The following is a 4,717-nucleotide window of genomic DNA, read 5'->3' as shown; positions in this document are numbered from 1 at the left end:
ATTGGTAACTTGTTCGTCGCAATTTTTTACTCATTACTCATTACTCATTACTCATTACTCATTACTCATTACTCATTACTCATTACTCATTACTCATTACTCATCACTCTCCAGCCGAACCGGGAAGCGGAGCGTGAGGGTGGTTCCTTCGCCGAGCTTGCTGCGCAGGGCGATCGATCCGCCCATAAGATCGGCATAACGCTTCACAATATGAAGGCCGAGGCCCGTGCCCTGGATGTTGACGGCATTGCGGCCGCGGAAAAAGCTGGAAAAGAGGTGCTGCTGGTCTTCCTCCGAAATGCCGATGCCGCGGTCTTCCACCTCGATCACCGCCTGCCGGCCGTCGGCGCGGCTGCGGATCCAGACGGCGCCCTGCTCTTCAGAAAACTTGAGGGCGTTGCTGACGAGGTTGATCAGGATGTTGCGCAGAAGCTTCTTGTCATTGAATGCTTCTTCGACGCCTTCGTGGCTGAAGTGGATCTCCTGGCCGGCGCGCACGAGCCCGCGCACGTCGTCGATGGTGTCGGCCACGGTCTCCTTGAGGTTGAACGGCACCGGCTGCGCCCCCACCTTTCCTTCGTCGAGCTTGCCCAGCGACAGGAAGTCTTCGAGCAGGTCGTTGAGGTGCTTTACCGAATCGCGGATGCGGTTGATGTGCTTGTCGCGGTTGGGCTGCTGCTCGGAAGTGGTGTACTTGGCCAGTAGCGACGCGGAGGAAAGCACGGCGCTGAGCGGGGTGCGGAACTCGTGCGAGGCCATCGACACAAAGCGGCTTTTGATCTCGTTGAGCTCGCGTTCTTTATCGAGGGCGTCGCTGAGCTCGGCCTGCGATTGCTCCAGGCGCTGGAGGGCTTCCTTCAGAATGAGTGTTCGTTCTTCCACCTTTACTTCCAGCTCGGTGTTGAGGCGGCGCATGTCGCTGCTCACCTTTTCAAGCTCCTGTTGCTGGTGCAGCATACTGGTTTCGATCTCTTTTCGGTGGGTGATGTCTACAATAAAGGCGATCACGTATTGTTCCGTTCCCTGCCGGTAAGCGCTGAGGCTGACCTCTACGGGAAAGTTGGTGCCGTCGCGGCGCTGGCCGTTGAGGTCGCGGCCCGAACCCATGCGGCGGTTGCTGGGATGGTGGTAAAATTCGTTGCGCAGGTGCACGTGGCCGGCGCGGTATTTCCGCGGCAGCAGCGTTTCCACGGGTTTGCCGACCAGCTCACCTTCGTCGTAGCCGAACATCCGCGTGGCCGCCGGGTTGACCAGGATGATCTCCGCCTGGCTGTTGGTGAGGATGATCCCTTCGGTGGCGTTTTCGAAGAGCGAGGTCATATGCGACTTATCAAACTGCATGGCCCGGATAAGTCCTTTGATGTACAGCACAATGAGCGTAGTGAAAATGATCAGCAGGGAGATGAACAGGTATTGCGTCCACGGCTCGCGGCCGCCGCCGCCGTCCCGTACCAGGAAGAACAGCACCACGCCGAGGCTCACGCCGCCCGCGATCAGCGTCGAGCTGCGCGTACTGACGAATACCGACAGGAAGATCACCACCAGCAGGCCGCTCAGCACAATGGAATAACCGGGCAGCCAGGCGTTGACGCCGATGGTAAGCAGGAAGGCCGCCAGTGCATACACACTGGCTTGCCGGGGGGACAATTGCGGCATTTTCAAGACAAAACGCTTTGCCTGCAAACTTAAGTTGCCGGATCAAAGTGCGCGCAGTTCTTTTTCCAGCAGCGCGGCGCGGGGTTGCAGCACGGACTGCTCGAGGTACAGGTGCTGTACCAGGTCTTCGTCGAAGTCGCGCAGTTTGTGGTACAGCACCTGGTGGTTGGTGCAGGCGTCTTCACCGAACGTATAGTTACCGGTGAGGGCGCGCACGCGTTCCAGCAAGGGCAACACACGGCGTTCGCCATCGGCATGGGCCTTCGGACGAACGAGTGTCCGCAGGTAGAGGGCGCCGTATTCGTCGTGGTTGCTTCGGGCGTTCCAGAGCTGGCGCAGGTAGGGAAAAAGCCCCTCTTCTTCCGCCTCCACCTGTTCGATGCACTGCTCCAGCAGGTCGGCGAAAGCGAAGTCCACCTCCCGGAGGTAGGGGTATTTCTTTTCGTGGCCGGCAGCAAAGTCGTGCAGCTGGCGGCCCAGCGCCCAGCCGCTGTTGCGCAGGAAAGCGTGGTGGAGTTGCTGGATATAGTCGATGAGGAAGGGCAGCGGCCAGGCGTTGGGGTCTATGCCGGGGAGGAGCCGGCGGCCGCGGCGGGTGCCCGCCAGGTCGGCTTCAACGGCATCGCGGTCGATCCCCTGCAGGCGGCATACTTCTTCGAGTGGGCGGTTGCCGCCGCAGCAGTAGTTGATGCCCCACTTCCGGAACACGTCGGCGGCGCGGTAGTCGTGGCGTACGATTTCTGAAACGGTAGGCGCGTTGGTCATAGCAGTCACAAAATGTAGCCGCAAATCTATCCGGACCGGTTGCCGGGAAAGCTGACTTTGCTCAGCCGCGCGCCTCACTCCCATCAGCTGCGGCGCCGCCGGCGGCGGGTAGCTTTGGCGCCTAAATACGAAACCCATGGTATCCGCCTTTTCCGAAAAGACACTCGCCCAGATCGTAACCGAAGACTACCGTGCCGCCGGCGTTTTTGCCCGCCACGGCCTCGACTTCTGCTGCAAGGGCAAACGCGGCCTCGCCAGCGCCTGTGCCGAAAAAGGCATCGACGCCAACGAACTGGCCAAGGAACTCAAAACGGCCCTGCAGACCGATGCGTCGGTTTCCGATTTCAACGACTACACGCTAACTGAGCTCACCGGCTACATCGTGCGGGTGCACCACGGCTACATCAAGCTGCAGGGCCCGCAGACCTACCAGTTCGTGACCAAAGTGGCCGTCAAGCACGGCGACCGCTACCCGCATATGAAAGAAGTGCACGCGCTCTTTTCCGAGTTGCTGGAAGAACTGTACGGGCATATGCAGCAGGAAGAACAGGTGTTGTTCCCGCGCCTCGTGCAGCAGGACCAGGGATTGCTGCAGGGTTCGCCCGACCTCGTGTCGATGCCGATCCGCCTGCTGGAAGACGAGCACACGCAGGCCGGCGAGCTGATGGCGGGGATCCGCGAACTGACCCATAATTACACCGCGCCCGAAGGCGCCTGCACCACGCATCGACTCGCCCTGCAGGCACTGCAGGCATTCGAGACCGACCTGCACCGGCACGTGCACCTCGAAAACAACATCCTGTTTCCGAAGGCGTTGAAATGAGAACGTGAGAACGAGAGAAAAAGAGAACGAGAGAACGAGAGAAAAAGAGAACAAGAGAACGAGATGAGGAATGGGTAGTGGGTTCGGCAGTTTGCGTTTGCCCACTTGCGGTGTGCCCTGCCTGTTCGTCGTAGCCGCGGTAATGTCAGCTAAACTGTGTCAGTTGGGTTATAAAGATATTGGCATTCGGTCGCCGAAGATGATTTTGAGTTGTTGTGCGCTTTGGGCCCAATTGGGCAGGGGCATGGTCCATTTTCGTGCGATGCGCTCCTGTGCCAGGTAAATGAGCTTCAATAGCGCCATGTCATTGACGAAGGCTCCTTTTGTTTTGGTGACCTTGCGCAATTGCCGGTGATAGCCTTCGATGGTGTTGGTCGTATAGATCACCCGGCGTACGTGCTCCGGGTAATCGAAGAAGGTGGAGAGCTTATCCCAGTTGGTCTGCCACGAGTTCACCACCAGCGGATACTGCTTTGTCCATTTGCCTGCAAAGGCTTCCAGGGCGCTCTCCCCAACACTTCGGTTCACGGCCCCATACACCGCCTTCAGCTCCTTTAGAACAGCACGCTGGTCTTTAGAAGCTACATATTTGGCGGAGTTGCGCAACTGGTGGACGATGCAGCTCTGCACGTCGCAATACGGATACACCGTCCTGATGGCATCGTCAAATCCGCTCAGGTTATCGATACAGGCAATCAGCACGTCCTCTACCCCGCGGCTCTTCAGGTCTGTAAGGACCGAGAGCCAGAAGCGCGCTCCTTCCGACCCGCTCACGTAGCAGCCCAATACCTCCTTGTGGCCCGAGGGAAGGATGCCCAGTATATTATACAGGCAGCGCGTCACCACCTTACCGGACTCCTCGTCCCGCACTTTATAGTACATGGCATCCAGCCACATAATGGGATAGACGGGGTCCAGGGGCCGGCTCTGCCAGGCCTTCACCGCAGGAACCACCCGGTCGGTGATCTCGGATAAGACCGTGTGGGAGATCTCGGTGCCGTACATCTCTTCGATATGCCGCGAGATATCCCGAAGCGACATCCCCAGCCCGTACAAACCCAGAATCTTTTCCTCGAGGTTATCGGCCAGAATGGTTTGCCGCTTTTTGACCAGGTCCGGCTCAAAGGAACCCAGGCGGTCGCGGGGCGTGGATAGTTCGATAGTGCCGGCGGCGGTTCGAAGCTGCTTACGGGAAAAACCGTTGCGCCGGTTCGCCTCCCCTTCTAAATACGGCTGTTCTTCCTTCAAATGCGCGGCGAGTTCCCCTTCCAGGGCAGCTTCCAGCAACTGCTGCAGCAAAGGCCCCAGGGCGCCCTCCTTGCCAAAAACCGCCTTCCCGCTCATAAACTGATCCAGGGCCTGCTGGCGAACTTCCGGATCAAGGCCGGACAACAAATCCTTCTTTTCCTTTTTCATAAACTGTTTTAAAGATGAGAAATCGTCTCAACCTGACACAGTTTAGTTTACACTCTC

Annotated in this window: 4 protein-coding genes; 1 reads left to right on the top strand and 3 read right to left on the bottom strand. The window is 58.4% G+C overall.

What is annotated here, in order from left to right; translation table 11 throughout:
* Positions 1–96: 96 nt before the first annotated feature.
* Positions 97–1,647: a sensor histidine kinase gene (locus tag E0486_RS18230; protein WP_243697477.1), complete on the bottom strand. Its 1,551-nt coding sequence runs from the start codon at positions 1,645–1,647 to the stop codon at positions 97–99.
* 51 nt (positions 1,648–1,698) lie between these two features.
* Complete coding sequence (locus E0486_RS18225) at positions 1,699–2,421, bottom strand: DUF542 domain-containing protein (RefSeq protein WP_165917410.1); 723 nt, start codon at positions 2,419–2,421, stop codon at positions 1,699–1,701.
* A 136-nt stretch (positions 2,422–2,557) separates the two neighbouring features.
* Here E0486_RS18225 and ric point away from each other — a divergent pair, with 136 nt between their 5' ends.
* The gene (gene ric, locus E0486_RS18220) at positions 2,558–3,244 is read left to right on the top strand and encodes an iron-sulfur cluster repair di-iron protein (protein ID WP_131854443.1); all 687 of its coding nucleotides are present in this window, start codon (positions 2,558–2,560) and stop codon (positions 3,242–3,244) included.
* Positions 3,245–3,412: 168 nt separating this feature from the next.
* Here ric and E0486_RS18215 read toward each other — a convergent pair whose 3' ends face one another.
* Positions 3,413–4,660, bottom strand: a complete 1,248-nt coding sequence (locus tag E0486_RS18215) for an IS256 family transposase (protein WP_131851004.1) — start codon at positions 4,658–4,660, stop codon at positions 3,413–3,415.
* Positions 4,661–4,717 lie beyond the last annotated feature (57 nt).

Origin of the sequence: Flaviaesturariibacter aridisoli (genome assembly GCF_004343705.1) — a bacterium.
GTDB classification, from domain to species: Bacteria; Bacteroidota; Bacteroidia; order Chitinophagales; family Chitinophagaceae; genus Flavisolibacter; species Flavisolibacter aridisoli.
This window is presented reverse-complemented; position numbering and strand designations above follow the sequence as displayed.

Excerpts from the sequence above, each read along its gene's own strand:
- E0486_RS18225 (WP_165917410.1), bottom strand. The coding sequence starts at position 2,421 with ATGACCAACGCGCCTACCGTTTCAGAAATCGTACGCCACGACTACCGC.
- ric (WP_131854443.1), top strand. The coding sequence starts at position 2,558 with ATGGTATCCGCCTTTTCCGAAAAGACACTCGCCCAGATCGTAACCGAA.
- E0486_RS18215 (WP_131851004.1), bottom strand. The coding sequence starts at position 4,660 with ATGAAAAAGGAAAAGAAGGATTTGTTGTCCGGCCTTGATCCGGAAGTT.